Here is a 19,583-nt window from a genome sequence, read left to right as displayed (position 1 = left end):
GAGGCGGCGGCCCTGCCAGCGGGCGCGCAGCCAGCGGTCGTGGCTGGCCACGACGGCGCCGGGGCCCTCGACGCCCAGGGCCTGACGGTGCTCGCGTCGGGTTCGTCCGCGTCGGGTTCGTCCGCGCCCGCGAGCCTCGGTCGCGGGCGCGGGGTGTGCGGGTGCGGTCAGGCGTCCAGCAGCCGGCCGTCGGAGAGCGCCAGCCGGCGCTCCACGCCGATCGCGGCGAGGAAGCGTTCGTCGTGGCTGACCACCACGAACGCCCCCTCGTACGCGCTCAGCGCGCTCTCCAACTGGCCGACGCTGACCAGGTCGAGGTTGTTGGTGGGCTCGTCGAGCAGCAGGAGCCGGGGCGCCGGTTCGGCGAACAGGACGCAGGCGAGTGTGGCCCGCAGCCGTTCCCCGCCCGACAGCGCCCCGACCGGCAGGTGCGCGCGGGAGCCGCGGAACAGGAAGCGGGCGAGCAGGTTCATGCGCTCGGCCTGCGGCATCGCGGGCGCGTGGGCGGCGAGGTGCTCGGCCACGGTGCGGTCGAGGTCCAGCAGGTCCAGGCGCTGCGACAGGTAGGCGATCCGGCCGTCGGCCCGCCGTACCAGGCCGCCCTCCTCCGGCTCCAGCTCCCCGCCGATCATGCGCAGCAGGGTCGACTTGCCGGAGCCGTTCGGCCCGGTCAGGGCGATGCGCTCGGGGCCGCGGATCGTCAGGTCGACGCCGGGCTCGGCGAACAGGCCGCGGGCGCGCAGGCGTTCGCCGAGGAAGACCGTGCGCCCGGCCGGGACGTTGGTGCCGGGCAGCTCCAGCGCGATCCTCTGGTCGTCGCGCAGGGCGCGGCCGGCCTCGTCGAGCCGGGCCTTGGCGTCGCTGACGCGGGCGGCGTGCGTCTGGCCCGCCCGGCCGGCCGACTCCTGGGCGCCGCGCTTCATGTTCCCGGCGAAGATGCGCGGCAGGCCGGCGTTCTTGAGGTTGCGGGCGGCGTTGCTCGCCCGGCGCTCGGCCCGCTCGCGGGCCTGCTGCAGCTCCCGCTTCTCGCGTTTGAGCTCCTGCTCGGCGCTGCGCACGTTCTTCTCGGCGACCTCCCGCTCGGCGCGCACGGCCTCCTCGTACGCGCTGAAGTTCCCGCCGTACGAGCGCAGCTCGCCCCGGTCCAGCTCGGCGATGCGCTCCATCCGGTCGAGCAGCGCCCGGTCGTGGCTGACCAGCAGCAGGCAGCCGTGCCACTCCTCGAGCACGCCGTAGAGCCGGCGGCGGGCGTCGAGGTCGAGGTTGTTGGTCGGCTCGTCGAGCAGCAGCACGTCGGGTCGCCGGAGCAACTGCGCGGCCAGCCCGAGCGAGACGACCTGGCCGCCGCTGAGCGTACGCAGCCGCCGGTCGAACGCCACGTCACCGAGCCCGAGCCGGTCGAGCTGGGCCCGGGTGCGCTCCTCGATGTCCCAGTCGTTGCCGATCGTGGTGAAGTGCTCCTCGCCGGCGTCACCGGACTCGATGGCGTCCAGCGCGCTGATGACGGGCGCGATCCCGAGGACGTCGGCCACGGCCAGGTCGCCGTCGAGGGGCAGGCTCTGCGGCAGGTAGCCGAGCACGCCGTCCACGGTGACGCTGCCGGCGCCCGGCCGGAGATCGCCGGCGATCAGCTTGAGCAGCGTGCTCTTGCCGGCGCCGTTGGGCGCGACGAGACCGGTACGGCCCGGGCCCACGGTGAACGACAGGTCCTGGAACACCGGGGTGTCGTCGGGCCAGGAGAAGGACAGGGCGGAGCAGATGATGAACGCATCGGACATGGAGGAGACCTCGTACGGGAACGCGGGCGCGCCACGGCCGCCCGGCAAGGGGACATGGGAACGTGAAACGACGACAAGGCCACAGCGGCGGCGACAGCGCACGCCGGCCGTGGGCCGATCACTTCCGGTATCACCCGGAGATGTCGTCGTCACCTGCCATGTCTGGTCTCCCCTTTGGTTACGCCTACGAGCGTTTTTCACCCTAGCAGCCACCATCTGGTGCCGTGTCAACCCGCGCCGGCCCCCTCCTTCTTGCGGGCCCGGTAGGCCGCCGCCTTGATCTTGTTGCCGCAGGGGTCCATCCCGCACCACTCGCGGCGCCCCCCGCGCGAGCGGTCGATGAAGACCTTGGTGCACTCGGGGTTGGCGCACTCCTTCATGAGCGGCACGTCGGGCCCGCTGAGCACCTCGATGGCGTGCCGCGCCACCGTGGACAGGGCCTGTGCCGGGGTCGCCTCGGTCCGCCGGCCTCCGGCGGTGAGCTGGGGGGTCGCGGGCGGCATCCGCGCCGCCTCGTTGACCAGCGCGAGCGCCGCGCCGTCATAGCCCGCACCGGCGAGACGGGCGGTGACCAGGGCGTAGATGGCCTCGCGCACCGCCACCGCGCGGACGAGGTCGGGCTCTTGACCGGCGGAGACGATGTCGACGATGCCGGACGCCACGTACCAGGAGTCGAGACGCGACGGGGCGTCGAGCGTCTCGAAACGCACGGTGCGGCGGGCACGCAGCGTCGCGGCGAAGTCGAGGGCGGGGTTGCCGCACAGGAAGACATGGTCCACATCACCAGTTTGACAGGTGATTTCTGACGCTGGCAATCGGGGCCGGCGGTCGGGGCGAGGTCAGGCGCCGAGGTGCCCGACCGCGCCGATGAGGCCGGGAACGCTCAGGTCGATTTCCGTGGGGCGGTCGATTTCACATTCCGGCCGCCACGCCCCGACCGGCACCAGGCCCGGTGGCGGTCACATTCCGCCCTTTCGGGAAATCCCCGCCCATCGATCAATCATCGTCGCAGAAACTCCAGCGTTTCTGCCAGCATGCCGCGGGCCCGGCTCTTGGGCAGACCGTGGCCGGTGTGATCATGGACGTGGAGCGTGGCGCCGGGGATCGCGGCGGCGGTCTCGCGCAGGCCGGCCGCCGGGAAGAACGGGTCCTGCGCGCCCCCGATGAGCAGCGTCGGCGTGGTGAGCGAGCCGAGCCGGTCGAGGGTGTCGTGGGCCAGGACGGCGCCGACGGTGGCCGCGAAGTCCGCCTCGTGGACGGCCGACGGCGCTCTGCCGCCCGCCAGGGCTCCGGCCAGCCGCGCCAGGCGCTGCGCGGCGGCGCCGTCGATCGCGGCGGCCGCCAGGTCGCCGCGCAGGCTCCGCCACCGCCGTGCGGCGGCCAGCGCCTGCCAGTGACGGCAGATCTCCTGGCCCGGCGGGGCCAGGCGGGCTCCGGTGACGACGAGGACGAGGCGGTCGACCAGGTGCGGGTGGTCGAGGGCGAGGTGCTGGGCGATCAGCCCGCCGGTGGACAGGCCCATGATCACTGCCGGGCCGAGGCCGTCGCCGTCGCCGTCGCCGAGCACGGCGGCGTAGTCGTTCGCGAGATCGCTCGTGCTCGTCCCCGGCTTCAACCCCTGGCCGCGGCCGATGATGTGCACGGTGTGCTCCGCGGCTAGCGCATGGAAACCGCGGGCGTACGCCCAGGTGGTCAGCCGGCCGGGGACGTCGTTGTCGAGGGCCATGCCCGGCAGCACGACCAGCGCGCGCGACCCCGAGCCGAAGCGTACGTAGGGATGCCGGTCACGCAGAAGCCCGGATGCGACCGTCGCACCGCTGTCAGCCATGTCCCACCGCCGTCGTCGCCCCCACGATACGCCCGGCGCGCGGGGCGGGCTTGCGAACCCTCCCCGAGGCGCTGCGCGGCAGGCCGCGGCCGAGCTCGAAACGCCGGCGCATCTTGTACCTGGGCCACCCCGGTCAGCCCGAAGTCGCGGAGCTCCGAGGCCGGCGGCGGTGGCCGTCAGCGGGAGGTCACGGCGCGACGCGACTGGACCGGTCCGTCAGGGCGTGGGACCTGGCGGGGCTTCGTTCGGTCAGGCGTAGTGGCGGTAGAGGGCGCGGGCGACGCAGGCCGGCTTGGCCACGCCGTCGATCTCGACGGTGAGGTCGACGACCAGGTGGACGCCGTCGCCGGGCACGTCCTCGACGGAGACGACCGTGGCGGCGAGCCGGATCCTGGCGCCGACCTTGACCGGGCTGGGGAAGCGCAGCTTGTCCAGCCCGTAGTTGATGCTCATCGCGACGCCCTCGATCGTGAGCACCTCGGTGAAGAGCGGGATGAGCAGGGCGACGGTCAGGTAGCCGTGGGCGATGGTGCCGCCGAAGGGGCCGTCCTTGGCCTTCTCGGCGTCGGTGTGGATCCACTGGTGGTCGTCGGTGGCCTCGGCGAACAGGTTCACCCGGTCCTGGGTGATCTCCAGCCAGGAGCTGTGGCCGAGGTCCTGGCCCGCGAGCGCCTTCAGCTCGGCGAGGCCGTGCACGGTGGTCGTCATTCCTGGGTCTCCTTGGGGGTCAGGCCGAGCAGGCGGGCGGCGTTGTCCTTGAGGATCTTGGGACGGACCTCGGGCTTGATGTCGAGCTTGGCGAAGTCCGCCAGCCAGCGGTCCGGGGTGATGACCGGGTAGTCGGAGCCGAACAGGACCTTGTCCTTGAGCAGCGTGTTGGCGTAGCGGACGAGCTGGGGCGGGAAGTACTTCGGCGACCAGCCGGACAGGTCGATGTGCACGTACGGCTTGTGCGTGGCGACCGCGAGGGCCTCGTCCTGCCAGGGGAACGAGGGGTGGGCCAGGATGATCCGGAGGTTCGGGAAGTCCACGGCCACGTCGTCGACCAGCATCGGATTGGAGTACTTCAGCCGGATGCCGCCCCCGCCCGGCACGCCCGCGCCGATGCCGGTCTGGCCGGTGTGGAACAGGGCGATGGCGCCGAGCTCCTCGATGACCTCGTACAGGGGGTAGGCCATCGGGTCGTCGGGGGCGAAGCCCTGGATGCTCGGGTGGAACTTGAAGCCGCGCACGCCGTGGTCGGTGATCAGGCGGCGGGCCTCACGGGCACCCGCCCGGCCCTTCCACGGGTCCACGCTGGCGAACGGGATCAGCACGTCGGCGTGCTCGGCGCAGCTCTCGGCGATCTCCTCGTTGGAGATGCGGGGATGGCCGGTGGCGTGCTCGGCGTCCACGGTGAACACCACCGCGGCCATCTTGCGTTCCCGGTAGTAGGCGGCCATCTGGGCGACGGTCGGCCGCTCGTGCGCGCCGAAGTACTCCTCCGACGCGCCGAACAGCGCGGGGCTGAGCGAGCCGTGCCCGTCCTTGGAGATCTCGGCGTGCGTGTGGACGTCGATCGCGACAAGCTCGCGAACGTTCATGGCACCGGCGTTCATGGCGTCGGCGTTCATGACACGGGCGCCTTCGGGGCGGGGATGCCGTACGTCTCCGGCTCGAAGGCGCCCCAGGCGGCCCCGATCGCCTCGGCGCTCCAGCCGCCGTCGGCGTGGGCGACGGCCTTCTCGGCCGGGTGCGACCAGAGCGCGAGCCGGTCGCCGCCGATGCCGATGGCCTGCCCGGTCACCCCGGCCGAGGCGTCGGAGGCCAGGTAGACGATGAGCCCGGCGACGTCCTCGGCCGTGCCCATGCCCTCGTCCCTGCGCAGCCAGGCGGGCAGCGGGCCGCCGGTGCGCTCGGCCTCCGCGAGGATCGGCGCGAAGGCGGGGATGGTCTTGGTCATCTCGGTGGCCGCCACCGGGACCACGGCGTTGACGGTGACGCGCGCCCTGGCCAGCTCCATCGCCCACGTACGGGCCATCGCGACGATGCCCGCCTTGGCCGCGGCGTAGTTCGTCTGCCCGAGGTTGCCGCGCTGCCCGGCCGGGGAGGAGATGAGGATCAGCCGGCCGCCCTCGCCCTGCTCGCGCATCCGTACGGCGGCGGCGCGGGCGCAGGTGAACGTGCCGCGCAGGTGCACGTCGATCACCGTGTCGAAGTCGTCGTCGGACATCTTCCACAACATCCGGTCGCGCAGCACGCCCGCGTTGGTGACCATCACGTCCAGCCGCCCGTACCGCTCGACTGCCGTCGCGACCAGCCGCTCGGCGACCTCGGTGCCGCCCACGGCCCCGTCCGCGGCGACCGCGCGCCCGCCGGCGGCGGTGATCGCGCCGACCGTGCCGGCGGCGGCCTCCGCGTTCACGTCGTTGACGACGACGGCCGCGCCGGAGGAGGCCAGCGCCTCGGCGTACGCGCGGCCGAGGCCGCGACCGGCCCCCGTGACCACGGCTACTTTCCCGGACAGATCCATCCACGCCACCTCTCGATTTCGGGCACTTTCGTAACTCTCGTCAGAGTTTTGCCCAGTATCGCGAATCCGTCTACCCTCTCCTTGTGACGCTCAGTGAGGGAGACGACCCGGGGCAGTCCGCCCGCCCGCAGTCGTTGATGTTCAGCTTTCTCGGCATCTACGTCCTGGGCCGCGACCTCGCCGTCTACTCGGGCAGCGTCATCGGCCTGTTCGCCCGGCTGGGGCTGTCGGAGGAGGCGGTGCGCTCCACGCTCACCCGGATGGTCAAGCGGGGGCTGCTGGCGCGGCATCGGCGGGGGCGCAGGACGTACTTCGGGCTGACCGCGTACGCGGCCGGGGTGCTGGAGGACGGCCGGCGGCGGGTCTGGGAGACCGGCGCGGTCAACCGCGGCTGGGACGGCACCTGGACGCTGGTCGGCTTCTCCCTGCCCGACAGCCGCCGCAGCACCCGTCACGACCTGCGCTCACAGCTCGTCTGGGCCGGGTTCGGGCCGCTGCTGGGCGGCATGTGGATCGCTCCCGGCACCAAGGACGTGAGCGCCATCGTCACCGCGCTCGGGCTGCACGACCACGTCACCGTGCTGGCCGCCCGCGCGCTCAAGCCGACCGAGTCGGCCGACCTCGTGCGCCGGGCGTTCGACACCGAGCAGATCGCCGAGCGCTACCGCGCCTTCCTGGAGCGCTGGGACACCCCCCGGCCGCTGCCCGCGCTGCCCGACGACCTGGCCCGCCAGCTCACGCTGCACACCGACTGGTTGCAGCTCGTCCGCCAGGATCCGCACCTGCCCGCCGAGCACCTGCCGCCCGACTGGCCGGCCATCCGGGCCGAGCAGGTCTTCCACACCCTGGCCCGCGCGTACGAGGGGCCCGCGCGAGCGCTGTCCGCCGGGCTGCTCGACGAGCTGGCCGTCCAGCAGCCGGGCGCCTGACGCCGGTCGCCCCGCGCGCCGGTAGTCAGGTGCGGGCGGCCGGAGAACCTAGGGTGTCGGTCATGTGGAGTCGGTTCGCGCTCGGAGAGCTCAATTGCCTGGTCATCAGCGACGGGCAGCCGGAGCCGCCCTGGGAGCCGCCGCTGGAGACGTTCTTCACCCCTGACTCGGGCGTGCCCGAGCAGGAGCTGCGCGAGGCCGTGGCCCGGGAAGGGACCGGCAGGGCCACGCTGACCGCCGCCTACAACTGCCTGTGCGTGGAGACCCCGGGCGGGCTCGCGGTGATCGACACCGGGCTGGGCCGGAGCTTCCTCGGCTACGGGCCCTACCTCTCCCCACTGGTCGGCCATTTCACCGAACGGCTAGGCGAGGCCGGCTACAGCGCGTCCGACCTGACGGCCGTCGTCTTCACGCACCTGCACGAGGACCACTCCCGCGGGGCCGTCTGGTCGGGCGAGCCGACGTTCCCCGAGGCGACCGCGTTCGCGCACACCGCGGAGGTCGCGTTCTGGACGGACTCGGTGGCCTCCTCCCTGCCGGGCCTCGAGCGCGGGGCCGCGCTGGAGGCGATCAGGCTGTTCGGCGAGCGGCTGCACCCCGTCGAGTACGGCGTCGAGATCCTGCCGCGCCTGCGCACCGTGGACGCGGCCGGCCACACCCCGGGCCACACGGCGGTCCTGCTGGAGTCCCGGGGCGAGCGGTTGCTGTGCGTGGGCGACTCCTTCTACGACCCGCTCCAGCTCAGGCATCCCGGGTGGCGCACGCCGTGGGACCTCGACGCCGAGCGTTCCGTACGCAGCCGGCGGCGGATCCTCGAGTGGGCGGCCGACGAGAACCTGCTCGTGCACGCCTACCACCTGCCGTTCCCCGGGCTCGGCCGGGTCAGACGGTACGGCGACGCCTTCGAATGGCAGACCGTGCGGCCCTGAGCCGCCATGCCGTGCGGCCCTCCGCCGCCCAGCCGTGCGGCCTCTCAGCGTCAGGCCGTGCGGCCTCTCAGTGGGAGGCCGTGCGGCTCTGAGCCGTCAGGCGAGTTCCCCGGCCTCGCGTGTGACGGCCTCGGCCAGGTCGGTGTCGGCCGCCAGTGCCGGGTCGAGCCAGGTCAGGAGGCCACGTACGGCCTCGGGCAGCGGCCCGGCGGCGGACGGCGCGGTGGCGTCACGTACCGGGACGCCATCGCCGCGCAGGTGCAGCAGCCAGGCCGCGAGCACGCGGACGGCCCCGGCGGGCAGCCTGCCGCACCGCCGCTCGGCGCGGAGCACGGGCAGGACGCGCACGGGCACCTTCAGCGACCCGTGCTCGGCGATCTTGGCGAGGGTGTGCCGGATGCGCGGATTGGCGAACCTCTCCAGCAGCGCCGCCCGGTACGCCTCCAGCTCCCGCTCGGGGAAGTCCAGGTGGCGTGACGCCTCGGCCCACCACTCCCCGAGCCAGGCCCGGCACACCGGGTCGGCGACGGCCTCGGCCACCGTGGCGTGCCCGCGCAGGGAACCGCCGTAGGCGAGCAGGGAGTGCCCGCCGTTGAGCAGCCACAGCTTGCGCTCCTCGTACGCGGTCAGGTCGGCCACGAACCGGGCGCCCGCCTCCTCCCAGCGCGGCCTGCCCGCCGGGAAGTCCCCGCTGAGCACCCACTCCGTGAACGGCTCGGTCACCACGGGCGCGGCGTCGGCCCGTCCGGTGGCACCGGCCACCACCAGGGCGTCCTCCTCTTCCGGGTACGGCGTGATCCGGTCCACCATCGTGGTCACGTAGTGGCCGCCGGCCCGCAGCCCGGCCGCCTCGGCCAGCTCCTCGACCACCCGGGCGGTCACCTCGCCGTTGCCGGGCAGGTTGTCGCACGACACGATCGCCACCGGCCCGCCCCCGGTGTGCCGCCGCGCGACCAGCCCGGCCACCAGGCGGCCGGCCGCCGTGCCGACCGGCGCCCCGGGGTCCGCGCGCAGGGCGGCGACGTCGGCGGCCACCTCCGGCCAGGTCAGGTCGAGCCCTCCCCCGGGGCCGCGCGTGTAGCCCGCCTCGGTGACCGTGAGCGTGACCACGGCCAGCTCGGGCCGCCGCCAGTACGCCAGCCAGGTGCCGTGGTCGCCGCCGGGGCGTACGTCGGTGACCGAGCCGATCACCTCGAAGGCGTCGCCGTCGCGGGCCCGGGTGACCAGCGTGTAGAGCCCGTCCTGGGCGGCCAGCCGCTCGGCGATGCGGGTGCTGCGGCCGGTGAAGGCGGCGATGCCCCAGGCGGCGGAGTCGGGGGCGTGCTCGGTGTACCAGGCTTGATGGGCGCGGAAGAACCCGCCCAGCCCCAGGTGCAGGATGCGCACCGGGGCGGCGGGGCGGGCGATGGCGGCGCGGTTCAGGATCGATGTCACAGTCGTCCCAGGATAGGACCGCCCGCCTGGGGTACCCGAATGCCATGTCTGAGCTGCTGACCGGAGATTTCTACGAGTTCGAGAACCTGCTCGCCGCCGACGAGCGCGAGATCCTGCTCCGCGTGCGCGCGTTCCTCAAGGAGAACGTCGTGCCTGTCGCGAACCACTATTGGGCGCGCGCGGAGTTCCCCCTCGACCTGGTGAAGGGGTACGCCGGGCTGGGCATCGCCGGGCTCGCCCACCCCGAGTGCCCGGGGCCACGGCCCAGCGGCCTGCTGAGCGGGTTCCTGGCGCTGGAGATGGCGCACGCGGACCCGTCGATGGCCACGTTCTTCGGCGTGCACACCGGCCTGGCCATGGGCAGCATCGCCACCTGCGGCTCCGAGGAGCAGCGGCGGCGCTGGCTGCCCGAGATGAGCAGGATGGAGAAGATCGGTGCGTTCGCGCTGACCGAGCCGGAGGGAGGCTCGGACGTGTCGGGCGGGATGCGCACCACGGCCAGGCGCGAGGGCGACACGTGGGTGCTGGACGGCGCCAAACGCTGGATCGGCAACGGCACGTTCGCCGACCTCATCGTGGTGTGGGCGCGCGACACCGAGGACGGACACGTCAAGGGCTTCGTCGTCGAACAGGGCACCCCCGGCTTCACCGCCATTAAGATCGAGAACAAGATGGCGCTGCGCACGGTCCAGAACGCCGACATCACCCTGCGGGACTGCCGCGTCCCCGAGACGAACCGGCTGCAGCAGGCCGATTCGTTCCGCGACACCGCCAAGATCCTGCGCAGGACGCGGAGCGGGGTGGCCTGGCAGGCGTGCGGCATCATGATCGCCGCCTACGAGATCGCGCTGCGTTACGCCAAGGAGCGCGAGCAGTTCGGCCGGCCCATCGCCAAGTTCCAGCTCGTCCAGGATCTCCTGGTCAGGATGCTCGGCAACGCCACCGCCTGCCTGGGGATGGTCGTACGCCTGGCGCAACTGCAGGACGCCGGGATCTACCGCGACGAGAGCTCCGCCCTGGCCAAGGCGTACTGCACCACCCAGATGCGCCAGGTCGTCGGGTGGGCGCGGGAACTGCTGGCGGGCAACGGCATCATCCTCGACTACGACATCGGCCGGTTCGTCGCGGACGCCGAGGCGATCTACTCCTACGAGGGGACCCGGGAGATCAACACGCTCATCGTGGGACGCGCCATCACGGGCCACAGCGCCTTCGTCTGACGGCGATGCGCCGATCCTCCGCGCCGAGCTCCCGGACGAGCGCCGGTGGGCTGCGGCGGGTTCCGGACGTGAGCGCCGGTCCACCTGCGGCGCGTTCCCGGACGTGAGCGCCGGGCGGCCGTGGCGCGTTCTTGGACGTGAGCACCGATCGACCGTGGCGGGTTCCGCTTGTGTTGGCCGACGTGCCCGGCGGCGGGGTTCGCGAGCGGGGGAAGTGGCTTACGATCGGCGCATGTTGCCCGGCCGGCACGGTGAATGCGCGCGGCTGAACGCGCTGCTCGCAGGCGTGCGGGAGCACCGGAGCGCCGCGCTGGTGATCCGCGGCGAGGCCGGGATCGGCAAGTCGGCCCTGCTCGGCTACGCGGCCGAGCACGCGGGGACGTCACGGGTGCTGCGGGCGTGCGGTGTCGAGTCGGAGGTGGAGCTGCCGTTCGCGGCGCTGCACCAGCTCTTCCACCACGTCGGCCCCGACCTGGACCTGCTGCCCGCCCCCCAGTCCGCCGCGCTACGCACCGCCCTCGGCCTGGCACCCGGCCCCGGGGCGCCGCAGAACCAGCCGCAGAACCAGGCGCAGAACCAGGCGCAGGACCAGGCGCGGAACCACGGGTCGGACCAGCCGCGGGGTCAGCCGCAGGAGCAAGGGTCGGTGATCGGGCGGGAGGAGAGCCGGTTCCTGGTGGCGGCCGGCGTACTGACCCTGCTCGGGGAGCTCAGTGGCGAGCGCGGTTTGCTCTGCCTGGTGGACGACGCCCATTGGCTCGACGGCCCGTCGGCGGACGCGCTGCTGTTCGCCGCGCGGCGCCTGGAAGCGGAGGGTGTGGCGCTGCTGTTCGCCGCCCGCGAAGGAGAGCAGCGTACGTTCGCCGCCCCAGGGCTCCCCTCGCTCCGGCTCGAAGGGCTCGACCCGGCCACCGCCGAGACCCTGCTCAGCGACCGCCTCCCCACGCTCGCCCCCGGCGTACGCCGCCACATCGTCACCCACACGGCGGGCAACCCGCTGGCGCTGCTCGAACTGCCCGCGGCACTCACCCCTGAGCAACTCGCCGGGCGGCGCCCGCTCCCCGACCCGCTGCTCATCGGGAGCGAGACGGCCCGCCTGTTCACCGACCGGCTCACCCACCTGGCCCCGGCGACCAACCGGCTGCTCGAAGTGGCCGCCGCGGACGACACCGGCGACCTCAAGGTCATCCTGCCCGCCGCAGCCGCGCTCGGCAGCGGGCTGCCCGCGCTGCAGGCCGCCGAGCAGGCCGGCCTGGTGACGGTCGGGGACGGGCGGCTCCTCTTCCGCCATCCGCTGATGCGCTCCGCCGCCTACCAGCACGCGACCTTCGCCGCCCGGCGGGCCGTGCACGTCGCGCTGGCGCGGGCGCTGGAGGAGTCGGACGAGCCGGACCGGCGCGCCTGGCACCTCGCCGCGGCGGCCATCGGCCCTGACGAGAGCGTGGCCGGGGCGCTGGAGGAGTCCGCGGGGAGAGCCGCGCGGCGCGGTGGTCCGGCGGCGTCCGCCACCGCGCTGGAGCGGGCGGCCGAGCTCACCCCGTCCGCCGCAGTACGGGGGCGCCGGCTGGTGGCCGCCGCACACGCGTTCTGGAGCGCGGGCAACCCCCTACGCGCCACCGCCCTGCTGCTCCACGCGGAGCCCCTGATCGAACCCCCCGCTCAGCACACGAACCCCCCGGCCGCCCCCTCCACATCACACCCACACCCACACCCCCCGAACGACCCCACCGCACCAAGCACGAACCCCCCGACCGGCCCCTCCGTGCCGAGCGTGAATCTCTCGACCGGTCCCGCAGGGCAGCGGGCCGAGTTGTTGCAGCTTCGGGGGTTGATCGAGTTGCGGTGCGGTGCGCCGGAGTCGGCGTACGAGGTGCTGGTGGAGAGTGCCGCGCACGCGGCGGACGGGCCCGCCGCCCTGCGGTCGCTGGTGCTGGCGGCCGAGGCGGCCTCCTTCAGCGGGGACGCCTCAAGGGTGGTGGAGGTGGGACGGCTGGCGGCGGGGATCGGGCCGTCCGACGACCCGATCGTACGGATGCTGACCGGCACCGCCGCCGTCTTCAGCGGCGACTGGGCCGCCGGGGCGCGGGAGTTGCGCGCGGTCGTGGCGGCGGCGAAGGGGGTGGACGATCCGGCCGCGCTGTTGTGGGTGGGCAGGGCCGCCCTCTACCTCGGCGACCAGAGCATGGCAAGGGCGGTGCACCAGCGCGCGGTGGAGTCCGCTCGCCGCGCGGGCGCGCTGGGGGCGCTCACCACCATGCTCGACCGCCTGGCCTTCTCCGAGCTGCTGCTCGGCAGGCCGGACGACGCCGAGGCCGGCGCCGCGGAGGGGCTGCGGCTCGCCGAGGAGATCGGGCAGGACGAGGCCGTGGTGCACCACCTGGGCATCCTGGCGCTGGCCGCCGCCGTCAGAGGTGACGACGAGCGCTGCCGCGCCCACGCGGAGCGGGCCCTGGCCGGCGCGGCGGCCCGCGACATCCGTCTGATCAGCGCGCTGGCCACCTGGGCGCTCGGCCTGCTCGAACTCGGGCACGCCCGCCCGGAGGCGGCGCTCGCCCACCTGCTCGAACTCTCCGGCGCGACCGGGCATCCGGCGTTGCGGCTGTGGTCCACGCCCGACCTGGTCGAGGCCGCGGTCCGCGCGGGGCGGCCGGAGCTGGCGGTGGCGCAGTACGAGGCGTACGACCAGTGGGCGGCGCGCGTGGACATGCCGTGGGCGCTGGCGGCCTCGGCCCGCTGCCGGGCTCTGCTCGACGGCCTGCCCACGGCCCTCGACCGGTACGAGGAGGCGCTCGCCCTCCTGGCCCCCGAGCCCCGACCGTTCGACCGGGCGCGTACGGACTTCCTGTGCGGGGAGGCCCTGCGTCGGGCCAAACGCAGGGGCGAGGCCAGGACCAGGCTGCGCGCCGCGCTGGAGACGTTCGAGCGGCTGGGAGCCGTGCCGTGGGCCGAACGCGCGCGGGCCGAACTGCGCGCCAGCGGCGAGACCGCGCGCCGCCGCGACCCCACCGCCTTCGCCCGGCTGACCCCGCAGGAGCGTCAGATCGCCGAGTACGCCGGCCGTGGCGCCTCCAACCCGGAGATCGCCGCCGCCGTGTTCCTCAGCCGGCGCACCGTCGAATACCACCTCAGCAAGGTCTTCACCAAGCTCGGCATCACCTCCCGCATCGACCTGGCCCGGCTGGACCTGGAAGAGCTCTGACCGCGAGAAGCCGCGACGGCGAGGACCAGAGACCGAAAGGAGCCGTGACCGCGAGGAACCGTGACCGCGAGGAACCGTGGGCGGCTGGTGAGCCGGGGACTGTGGACCTCACGGATTCGACGTGGGACCCGCCGCAGGCATGGTGACGGGGAACCGCGGGCAACGGCCCGCGCCCCGACCTGAGGGAGCACATCATGCGTCCCACGTTCTCCGCCGACGTCGTCGTGGTCGGCGCCGGGCCCACCGGGCTCATGCTCGCGTGCGAGCTCGCGCTGGCCGGTGTGCGGTGCCGCGTCCTGGAGCGCCGTACCGACCAGTCCAACCTCACCAGGGCCTTCGCCGTGCACGCCCGCACCCTCGAACTGCTCGACGCGCGCGGGCTGGCCGGCGGGGTGCTGGAACGCGGGACTCCGGTCCGGCGGCTGGCCCCCGTTCCCGGCGCCACGCTGGACCTGGGCATACTCGCCGGCCGCTTCCCGATGCTGGCGATCGTCCCGCAGAGCGGCACCGAGTTGGTGCTGCGGGAGCGCGCCGCCGAGCTGGGCGTGGAGATCGTCCCCGGGGCCGAGGTCACCGCCCTCCGGCAGGACGACGAGGGTGTCACGGTGGAGACGGGCGACGGCCGCTCCGAGCGGGCGCGCTACGTGGTGGGCTGCGACGGCGCCCACAGCTCCGTACGCCGCCTGCTCGGCGTCGACTTCGTCGGCAAGCAGTACGAGACCCACATCCTGCTGGCCGACGTGCGGCTCTCCAGGCCGCCCACGGACGCGCTGTTCGCCAGGACCGGCGTCGAGGGCGCGGTGATCGCGGTGCCGTTCGGCGACGGCTGGTTCCGTGCCATCGCGTGGGACAAGCGGCGCGACCGGGTGCCGCTTCGCGAGCCGGTCACGCTGGCGGAGATGACCGACGCGTTCGACCGGATCGCGGGCGACGACTTCGGGATGGGACCGCAGCGCTGGAGCACCCGTTTCCTCAGCGAGCGTCGTCAGGCCGCCCGATATCGGGTGGGGCGGGTCTTCCTGGCCGGTGACGCCGCGCATGTGCACTCCCCGCTGGGCGGCCAGGGAATGAACACCGGCATCCAGGACGCGATCAACCTCGGCTGGAAGCTGGCCGCCGAGATACGCGGCACGGCTCCCCCGTGGCTGCTGGACGGCTACGAGGGCGAGCGGCATCCGGTCGGCGCGAGCGTGCTGCGGCTGACGGACCTGTTCAACCGGCTCGTGCTCGGCCGCTCGCGGGTGCGTAACGCGCTGCAGGCGCTGGCGATCAGGGCGATGCTGCGCTTCGAGCGGCGCAGGCGCACCATGGCCGAGCGGATCAGCGGGGTCGGCATCGCCTATCCGCCGAGGTCGCGGGGTGAGCACGCGTGGGCGGGGCGGCGGATGCCGGATGTGGACTGCGACGGCGGCACGCGGCTCTACGAAACGCTCAGAGACGGCCGGTTCGTGCTGGTCATCGGGCCGAAAGCCGCCCTGCCCGACACCGCTCTGTCCGGCACCGCCCTGCCCGGCACCGCCCTGCCCGGCACAGCCCTGTCCGGTGCTGCGCGTTCTACCACGTTGCGCGTCGTTCGTTCCGCGGATCCGTCGCTGCCCGGCGCCGTCCTGGTCCGGCCGGACGCGTACGTCGCCTGGGCCGCCGACGGGCCGGTGAGCGCGGCCCAGATCGAGGCCGCCGTCGCCACGTGGTCACCCGCCGGAGAGCGACGGCCTAAGGCAGCGCCGAAGCGGTGAGCCGGCCGGTGGGGCGGTAGACGGCGCACATCACGTCGCGGTCTCCGTCGGCCCAGGTCTCGGCGGTCGGCATGATCGGGTAGTACTTCAGGTCGTCCCGTACGCCGCCCCACAGGCCGGCATAGCGCTCGCCACAGCTCCTCCACCCGAACGCCGTCAGCGCCCGCCGGTCGTACGGGCCGTCGGGCATGTGCGTGAAGCCGTACGACTGGTTGTCCGCCCCGCCGTCGCAGGGCGTGTAGAGCACGATCCGCTCCCCCGCCCCCGGCGAGTACGTCGGATCGCTGAAGCACTCACCGCCCTCGATCAGCAGGATCCCGGTCGTCTCGGCGGTGATGAAGCCGGCCGTCTTGACGGTGGGCTGGACGGGCGGGACCACGAAGAGCGTGCCGAGGGCGGCGACGGCGGGCAGCAGCCCCCACCGGCGGGTCGTCGCCATACGTGTTCACTCCCGCCCTCGCGCGTCACGATCCGGGCCGATCGTAGACGCGGCCGGGGAAACGCCGGGCCAACGCCCGATGACCGCCGCCTTGACGATCGTGAATTCATCCGCCGGTCGGCCACCGGACAGGTGATCGTCAGGGATGCCTGGGTGAATGCGCTGGCGTCCATTTCCCGCGCTCGCGGGTGGACGAGCCCCGCTTCTCATGGAGAGAGCCAGAAGTGAACAAGCCCAGGAAGTCGTGGCCGGTCAGGCCGCGGCAGGCGAAGCTCGCCGCGGTCGGCGCCGGTGCGCTGCTGATCGTCGGCTTCGCGTTCGGCCCCGCCGCCGTCGGCGCGGCGGCGCCTCCCGTGTACCCGGCCGCCGAGGTGCACAAGCCGTCCCCCATCCCGGACCGGATGATCCTCATCCCGACCACCACGCCGGCCACCAGCCAGCGCGTGTCGTGGCGGGCCCAGGCCACCGCCGACACCGCCCAGGCCGAGTTCCTGGAGGCGCCGCGCGCGCTCGGCCAGGTCGCGCCCGCGGCGGGCGCGGTCAAGACGGTCAGGGCCCTGGCCAGCACGCCGGTGAACACCACGCTCGGGTACGCCTCCACGTACCACACGGCCGAGCTCACCGGGCTGAAGCCCGGCACCCGCTACACCTACCGCGTCGGCGACGGCACCAACTGGAGCGCGTGGACCGACTTCACCACGGCCGCCTCCGGCTTCGAGCCGTTCTCCTTCATCTACTACGGCGACGCGCAGAACTACATCGACTCGGCGGTGCCGCGCGTGTTCCGCCAGGCGTTCGCGGACCGGCCGCAGGCCAAGATGATCGTCAACGCCGGCGACCTCATCGACTCCGCCAACAGCGAGGAGCAGTGGGGTCAGTGGTTCAAGGCCGGCGGGTTCATCGACGGCCAGGTCAACAACGTCTCGATCCCGGGCAACCACGAGTACAGCGGCGGCCTGTCGGCCTTCTGGCGGCCGCAGTTCCCGTACCCGGACAACGGGCCCGGCAACGCCGAGCTCAAGCAGACCGCCTACACCCTTGACTACCAGGGCGTCCGCTTCATCGGCCTGGACACCAACCACCAGAGCAACGCCGCGCTGATGGCCGCGCAGACCTCCTGGCTGGAGGGCCTGCTGAAGGACAACCCGAACAAGTGGACCGTGGTGACCTTCCACCACCCGGTCTACTCGACCACCGGCACCCGCAACAACCCGAACGTCCGCTCCCAGTGGGCCCCGCTCTTCGAGAAGTACGGCGTGGACCTGGTGCTTCAGGGCCACGACCACTCGTACGGGCGCGGCAACCAGGTGGCGGCGCGCAAGTCGACGACCGTGCACAACGGCGTCGCGTACGTGGTGTCGGTCTCGGGCGGCAAGATGTACGCGCTCAACGGCGGCGAGAACTGGACCGGCAACGGCGCCGAGGTGCGCAGCACCAGCGAGAACACCCAGCTCTACCAGCTCATCGACGTGGCGGGCGACTCCATCACCTTCGAGGCCCGCTACGCCAACGGCGAGCACCACGACGGGTTCGTGGTCCGCAAGAACGCCAAGGGCGAGCGCACGGTCAACGACCTGCGTACCGCCGAGAACACGGTCGGCGAGCAGGTCACCGTCGACAAGACCACGGTACGGCGGCTGGAGCAGGTCAGGGTCTCGGCCTACGGCTACGACCCGGGCGAGCAGGTCACCGTGTGGTGGCGCGACCAGGACGACGCGAGCAACGGCGGCGGCCGGCCGGGCGGCAGGAACGGCACGCTGATCGGCGAGGTGAAGGCCGACGAGCTGGGCCGCGTCCAGCAGACCATCAGCGTGCCGGCCGGCGTGACGAGCGGCCACACGTACGAGGTCTACCTGGAGAGCGAGCACCAGAAGATCACCAGCCCCGCCGTCAAAGTGACCCAGTGATCCACCCCGGGTGGGGCCGGTCACCGGCCTCACCCGGGCCCGTACAGGAGCCACCTCGTGACCCTCATCAAACGCGCCCCGCTCATCGCCGCGGGCGCCGTTCTCCTCTCGGCTCTCTTCGCCGCGCAACCCGCGGCGGCGCACCCGTTCGGACCGCCCTCCACCGCCAGGATCGGCGCCGACGGGTCGCGCGTGACGCTCGCCTGGCTGCCCGCCGAGGACGACTGGGTGGCGCTCGGCCGCTCGGTCGGCGCGTTCGGGGACCCGTCCGCGGGCGCCGACACCACGCTGACCGGCGAGCAGAAGCTGGCCCGCTCGGCAGGCGTGCGCGACTACCTGCTGGCCCGGATCGGGGTGACCCAGGCCGGACGGCCCTGCGCGGCGGAGCTGGCGCCGCTGGAGCGGCTGCTGGCCGAGGGCGCCCGGTTCAGCTTCGCGTGCGCGGAGCCGGTCGTGGAGGTCGACGTCCGGATCGAGGCGCTGAGCGACCTGCACGAGGCGTACCGGACCGTGCTCACGGCCGAGACGCCCGCCGCCCCGGCGCGGACGATGCTCACCGCGTCGTCCGGCACCCGCCGCCTGCGCTTCGACCCGTCGGCGGCGGGCGGGGTGCCTCTCGTGGTGCCCGCCGTGGCGCTCGTGGCCGCGCTCGGCACACTGGCCGCCTTTCTGGTACGCCGCCGCCGTCAGGTGGGTGCGGGCGCGTGAACGGGGCCACCGAGCAGGAGAACTACCTGATCGCGCTGTTCGACGGGGCGGGCGCGTTCTGGCTGATGCTGGCCGTGGCGCTGGGCGTGGGGGCGCTGCACGCGGTCGCGCCCGGCCACGGCAAGAGCGTGACGGCGGCGTATCTGATCGGCACCGAGGGCCGCTACCGCGACGCGCTGCGGCTGGGGGTGGTGGTCGCGTTGATGCACACGGTGTCGGTGCTGGCGCTCGCGCTGGCGTGGGTGGGGCTGAGCAGCGCCGCCGTGGGCACCAAGGCCGTCACGGCCTGGCTGCAGGTGATCGCGGGCGCGGTCGTCATCGCGGTAGGCGCCCACCTGACCTACCGCCACCTCCGCCTCCGCCTCCGCCTCCGAAGAACATCCGGCCACGGCCACGGGCATGAGCACGGACACGGGCATGGCCACGGGCACGGTCACGGCGACGGCCACGGCCACGGGCATGCGGAGCCGGTGGATCCGTGGTCGCGGCGTGGGCTCACCGCGCTGGCGCTGTCCGGCGGGCTGGTGCCCTCGCCCTCGGCGTTCATCGTGCTGGTCAGCGGCCTGCTCACCGGGCGGTCGTTCGACGCCGTCGTGCTGGTGCTGGCGTTCGGCGCCGGGATGGCGGGCACGCTCACGGCCGTCGGGATCGTGACCGTGCACGGGGCCACGCTGCTGCGCCACCGCGTGCCGAACCTGCGGCTGCTGCGCGTGGCGACGGCGTGGACCCCGGCGCTGGCGGGCGTGGCCGTGGCGATCGGCGGCTGCCTCTACCTGGCCACCGCCGTCACGGCCCTGACCCCCTAGCCCCGTTTTCCGCAGGTCGGGATGTTTGGGGCATCTCCGGCGCGGTGTCTTGATCGTTGCTGGTGGAGACGGTAGTCCCGGAACTCGTGAGACAGCGAGCGCAGTTCGGTGGCCCGAGTGTGGAGAAGATGCTCGGGGCGCTGCCCGTGGTGGCCGAC

At 73.4% G+C, this 19,583-nt stretch carries 16 protein-coding genes; 8 read left to right on the top strand and 8 right to left on the bottom strand.

The features are described from left to right. Positions 1–167 precede the first annotated feature (167 nt). From AB0I15_RS14935 to AB0I15_RS14910, 6 genes are all read right to left on the bottom strand, one after another. On the bottom strand, positions 168–1,778 hold the full coding sequence (locus tag AB0I15_RS14935; RefSeq protein WP_358094895.1) for an ABC-F family ATP-binding cassette domain-containing protein: 1,611 nt from the start codon (positions 1,776–1,778) through the stop codon (positions 168–170). Positions 1,779–2,005: 227 nt separating this feature from the next. After that, on the bottom strand, positions 2,006–2,557 hold the full coding sequence (locus AB0I15_RS14930; protein ID WP_358094893.1) for an ABATE domain-containing protein: 552 nt from the start codon (positions 2,555–2,557) through the stop codon (positions 2,006–2,008). 221 nt (positions 2,558–2,778) lie between these two features. Beyond that, entirely contained in the window at positions 2,779–3,606 is an 828-nt protein-coding gene (locus AB0I15_RS14925; protein WP_358094891.1) for an alpha/beta fold hydrolase, read from the bottom strand. 249 nt (positions 3,607–3,855) lie between these two features. Further along, positions 3,856–4,314 (bottom strand): MaoC family dehydratase, encoded by a 459-nt coding sequence (locus tag AB0I15_RS14920; RefSeq protein ID WP_358094889.1) that lies wholly within the window; start codon positions 4,312–4,314, stop codon positions 3,856–3,858. Next, positions 4,311–5,219 carry an amidohydrolase family protein gene (locus AB0I15_RS14915; RefSeq protein ID WP_358094887.1) on the bottom strand — a complete coding sequence of 303 codons (909 nt, stop codon included), beginning with the start codon at positions 5,217–5,219 and terminating at the stop codon, positions 4,311–4,313. The genes AB0I15_RS14920 and AB0I15_RS14915 overlap by 4 nt, the downstream gene beginning before the upstream one ends. Further along, positions 5,216–6,118: an SDR family NAD(P)-dependent oxidoreductase gene (locus tag AB0I15_RS14910; protein ID WP_358094885.1), complete on the bottom strand. Its 903-nt coding sequence runs from the start codon at positions 6,116–6,118 to the stop codon at positions 5,216–5,218. Before AB0I15_RS14910 ends, AB0I15_RS14915 begins: the two co-directional genes overlap by 4 nt. An 83-nt stretch (positions 6,119–6,201) precedes the next feature. On the opposite strand from AB0I15_RS14910, the gene AB0I15_RS14905 reads away from it, so the two are divergent. Both AB0I15_RS14905 and AB0I15_RS14900 read left to right on the top strand, forming a co-directional pair. Continuing rightward, positions 6,202–7,047: a PaaX family transcriptional regulator C-terminal domain-containing protein gene (locus tag AB0I15_RS14905; protein WP_358094884.1), complete on the top strand. Its 846-nt coding sequence runs from the start codon at positions 6,202–6,204 to the stop codon at positions 7,045–7,047. Positions 7,048–7,109: 62 nt separating this feature from the next. Then, positions 7,110–7,976: an MBL fold metallo-hydrolase gene (locus AB0I15_RS14900; RefSeq protein ID WP_358094882.1), complete on the top strand. Its 867-nt coding sequence runs from the start codon at positions 7,110–7,112 to the stop codon at positions 7,974–7,976. A 96-nt stretch (positions 7,977–8,072) separates the two neighbouring features. Here the strand turns inward: AB0I15_RS14900 and AB0I15_RS14895 are convergent, their stop codons facing one another. Beyond that, positions 8,073–9,410 (bottom strand): mannitol dehydrogenase family protein, encoded by a 1,338-nt coding sequence (locus tag AB0I15_RS14895; protein WP_358094880.1) that lies wholly within the window; start codon positions 9,408–9,410, stop codon positions 8,073–8,075. A gap of 44 nt (positions 9,411–9,454) precedes the next feature. Here AB0I15_RS14895 and AB0I15_RS14890 point away from each other — a divergent pair, with 44 nt between their 5' ends. From AB0I15_RS14890 to AB0I15_RS14880, 3 genes are all read left to right on the top strand, one after another. Beyond that, entirely contained in the window at positions 9,455–10,630 is a 1,176-nt protein-coding gene (locus AB0I15_RS14890) for an acyl-CoA dehydrogenase family protein (RefSeq protein ID WP_358094879.1), read from the top strand. A 232-nt stretch (positions 10,631–10,862) separates the two neighbouring features. Then, the gene (locus tag AB0I15_RS14885) at positions 10,863–13,829 is read left to right on the top strand and encodes an AAA family ATPase (RefSeq protein ID WP_358094877.1); all 2,967 of its coding nucleotides are present in this window, start codon (positions 10,863–10,865) and stop codon (positions 13,827–13,829) included. A gap of 194 nt (positions 13,830–14,023) precedes the next feature. Next, positions 14,024–15,565, top strand: a complete 1,542-nt coding sequence (locus AB0I15_RS14880) for an FAD-dependent oxidoreductase (RefSeq protein WP_358094876.1) — start codon at positions 14,024–14,026, stop codon at positions 15,563–15,565. On the opposite strand, the gene AB0I15_RS14875 is transcribed toward AB0I15_RS14880, so the two are convergent. After that, positions 15,543–16,004 carry a hypothetical protein gene (locus AB0I15_RS14875; protein WP_358094874.1) on the bottom strand — a complete coding sequence of 154 codons (462 nt, stop codon included), beginning with the start codon at positions 16,002–16,004 and terminating at the stop codon, positions 15,543–15,545. The genes AB0I15_RS14880 and AB0I15_RS14875 overlap by 23 nt on opposite strands. 224 nt (positions 16,005–16,228) lie before the next feature. On the opposite strand from AB0I15_RS14875, the gene AB0I15_RS14870 reads away from it, so the two are divergent. Genes AB0I15_RS14870 through AB0I15_RS14860 form a run of 3 tightly spaced genes read left to right on the top strand, consistent with a single transcriptional unit; the run spans position 16,229 to position 19,425 of the window. Beyond that, positions 16,229–17,911, top strand: a complete 1,683-nt coding sequence (locus tag AB0I15_RS14870; RefSeq protein ID WP_358094873.1) for a metallophosphoesterase family protein — start codon at positions 16,229–16,231, stop codon at positions 17,909–17,911. A gap of 57 nt (positions 17,912–17,968) precedes the next feature. Further along, the gene (locus tag AB0I15_RS14865; protein WP_358094872.1) at positions 17,969–18,619 is read left to right on the top strand and encodes a hypothetical protein; all 651 of its coding nucleotides are present in this window, start codon (positions 17,969–17,971) and stop codon (positions 18,617–18,619) included. Then, positions 18,616–19,425 (top strand): hypothetical protein, encoded by an 810-nt coding sequence (locus AB0I15_RS14860; protein ID WP_358094870.1) that lies wholly within the window; start codon positions 18,616–18,618, stop codon positions 19,423–19,425. The genes AB0I15_RS14865 and AB0I15_RS14860 overlap by 4 nt, the downstream gene beginning before the upstream one ends. Positions 19,426–19,583: the final 158 nt, after the last annotated feature.

Origin of the sequence: Nonomuraea sp. NPDC050643, assembly GCF_040654715.1 — a bacterium.
In the GTDB taxonomy this organism is placed as follows: domain Bacteria; phylum Actinomycetota; class Actinomycetes; order Streptosporangiales; family Streptosporangiaceae; genus Nonomuraea.
The sequence above is the reverse complement of the archived record's forward strand: the minus strand, read 5'-3'. Positions and strand labels throughout refer to the sequence as shown.

What these genes read in the sequence shown, in the direction of transcription:
- AB0I15_RS14920 (WP_358094889.1), bottom strand. Translation starts at nt 4,314, where the DNA reads ATGACGACCACCGTGCACGGCCTCGCCGAGCTGAAGGCGCTCGCGGGC.
- AB0I15_RS14880 (WP_358094876.1), top strand. Translation starts at nt 14,024, where the DNA reads ATGCGTCCCACGTTCTCCGCCGACGTCGTCGTGGTCGGCGCCGGGCCC.
- AB0I15_RS14935 (WP_358094895.1), bottom strand. Translation starts at nt 1,778, where the DNA reads ATGTCCGATGCGTTCATCATCTGCTCCGCCCTGTCCTTCTCCTGGCCC.
- AB0I15_RS14890 (WP_358094879.1), top strand. Translation starts at nt 9,455, where the DNA reads ATGTCTGAGCTGCTGACCGGAGATTTCTACGAGTTCGAGAACCTGCTC.
- AB0I15_RS14885 (WP_358094877.1), top strand. Translation starts at nt 10,863, where the DNA reads ATGTTGCCCGGCCGGCACGGTGAATGCGCGCGGCTGAACGCGCTGCTC.
- AB0I15_RS14925 (WP_358094891.1), bottom strand. Translation starts at nt 3,606, where the DNA reads ATGGCTGACAGCGGTGCGACGGTCGCATCCGGGCTTCTGCGTGACCGG.
- AB0I15_RS14900 (WP_358094882.1), top strand. Translation starts at nt 7,110, where the DNA reads ATGTGGAGTCGGTTCGCGCTCGGAGAGCTCAATTGCCTGGTCATCAGC.
- AB0I15_RS14875 (WP_358094874.1), bottom strand. Translation starts at nt 16,004, where the DNA reads ATGGCGACGACCCGCCGGTGGGGGCTGCTGCCCGCCGTCGCCGCCCTC.
- AB0I15_RS14910 (WP_358094885.1), bottom strand. Translation starts at nt 6,118, where the DNA reads ATGGATCTGTCCGGGAAAGTAGCCGTGGTCACGGGGGCCGGTCGCGGC.
- AB0I15_RS14915 (WP_358094887.1), bottom strand. Translation starts at nt 5,219, where the DNA reads ATGAACGCCGACGCCATGAACGCCGGTGCCATGAACGTTCGCGAGCTT.